The sequence below is a fragment of the Roseateles sp. P5_E1 genome (genome assembly GCF_054049335.1).
This window is the reverse complement of record NZ_JBFUMN010000122.1, coordinates 1-1,838: the sequence shown is the minus strand read 5'-3', so window position 1 is coordinate 1,838 and position 1,838 is coordinate 1. Positions and strand designations below refer to the sequence as shown.

At 58.8% G+C, this 1,838-nt stretch carries 2 protein-coding genes; both read left to right on the top strand.

The window, feature by feature from the left end; translation table 11 throughout:
- Nucleotides 1-664 precede the first annotated feature (664 nt).
- Nucleotides 665-1,108 (top strand): hypothetical protein, encoded by a 444-nt coding sequence (locus tag ACXJKJ_RS30045; RefSeq protein ID WP_157281825.1) that lies wholly within the window; start codon nucleotides 665-667, stop codon nucleotides 1,106-1,108.
- 49 nt (nucleotides 1,109-1,157) lie between these two features.
- Nucleotides 1,158-1,592, top strand: a complete 435-nt coding sequence (locus tag ACXJKJ_RS30040; protein ID WP_157281827.1) for a hypothetical protein — start codon at nucleotides 1,158-1,160, stop codon at nucleotides 1,590-1,592.
- Nucleotides 1,593-1,838: the final 246 nt, after the last annotated feature.

The following is a 1,838-nucleotide window of genomic DNA, read 5'->3' as shown; positions in this document are numbered from 1 at the left end:
CAACATCGAGAAGATCGCCAACAGAGGCGAACGATCATGAGGAATGGGAAAGATGCGCAACGCGAGCAAGGCGCCGAGAGCGCCACGCAGGGCATTCACGAGGTCCAATCCAATCGGGCCGGCGGCTCGATGCATCAAACGATGAAGAATTCCTCAGCATCCACGGTGATCAGCCGCTGCGGGCATCGCAGAAATCGGGTTATTGCCCAGCCTCGTTGAAGCTCATGTACCGCTGCCCGAGTTGCACTGGTTTTATCTCGTGGTGGCGAGCCGCCAATGCCACGCTGGCGGTTCCCACGACTTGCGAAGGATGCAGTGCGTCCCTGACCGCGCCTGATTCAGCAGTTTTTCCATGGGCACTGGCTCTGTACGTTGGCCTTGGTCTGCCAACCTTGGGCTGGTCTGGGGTCTCAGGGCCGTGGGCAGTTGTGTTCATAGGCGTTGGCTTGTTGCTTATCGCCGTCAACGAATTTCGCGCCTACAGATCCGGAACGCTGGTCGTTGTATCCAAAGATCGGCAACGCCGTGCGCAGTTGGTTGTAGCGGGCTTTCTTTTGACGGCGGTCCTAGGTTTTGCCGCACTAGCATGGTGGTGATCTTCAACCTTTCGCTGCAGCGGACGGCTTCGCCGTCCGCTGAGCTTGCGCGTTAGCCAGATAGCGCTATGCCCCAACGAGCCGCACCATTCGAAGCGATCGCTGCCTGCCACGCGACGCTTAGCGACGTCGCATCTGCTGAGATTCGGAAGTGGCTGCCGGATGTGGTGCCGCCAACCGTCGGTCTCGGGGCGCTTGGTGCTGCTCTGGTGTCAACAGAACGGGAGATTAGCGACGAGTCGCTCGATCGGATTGCGTCATGCGTCGAAGGCTTTCTGCTGACAAGTGACGCCGACGCCGCAGCGGTCGCCACCGGTTTTTTGGAGGCCATCTCAAATCTTTCCGAAGACTACTCGGCCAGTGTGGAGCGGATCGTTCGACACCTCGGCGACCAAGCAGTGGCGCACATTCGCGCGTGGGACAAATTCACCGGCGTCAACACTCCGGGAATCGTGGCAGTGCCGGCTAACCCTGCGCTGCAGCGGACGGCTTCGCCGCCCGCTGACCTTTGACGTTATGCCTCAGGAATGTTCCGTGGTACGAAGTGACAAGCTCGCGAAATTGATCGCGGTTTTCGACCAATTCCATGACGGCATCGCCGAGCTCGACGATCCGACGGCGAAGCGCCTGGTGAACAACTGGACTGACATCCGAGACCAATATGTGACGGCAACTGTTGCTCCTCGATCAGCGCTTGCTGCAGGCATGGAACAAGGTCTTCGCGAGACACCAATCTTGGTGCAATCCATGCAGCCCGAGGCGCGCAAGTGCGCCGTCCATGCATTGGCGGCAGCAACGTCAGCCCACTACCCAGATTTCTTGGCCAAGGAAGCAGAGCGCCTCACAAAGATCAAAACGCGAGGCTCCATCCGTGGCGAGGCCGAGTTCTACTTCGTGCGTCATCGGATCGATTTGCTGGAGGGTGACCCTAGGCAAGAAGAAGAGCTTCGCCTGCTTTACGAGTTGACTGACAGGTTCGAAGGTAAGCGCAAATGAGGCCTAACTGGTCAACCAAGTTGGACGCCTGCGGCGCCGCTTGTCTTCAACGTTAGATGTCACTGTGCAATGAGTAGCGCCGCCGTCGTAGTCCTCGTGGTTCTTGGTCTCGCGTATGCCGCCTTCGCGGTCCCTGCGATGTTGCAGTTCTACTCGTACTGCGAGCTAGTAGCAGCGGCGACTGGGCGAACCGCTGAGCTCCACAGCTTGAAGGGTCAAGACGACGGAGGGAACAATGCATTTCAG

Bases quoted from the DNA above. Each gene is read 5' to 3' on its own strand.
- ACXJKJ_RS30045 (WP_157281825.1), top strand. From the start codon at position 665: ATGCCCCAACGAGCCGCACCATTCGAAGCGATCGCTGCCTGCCACGCG.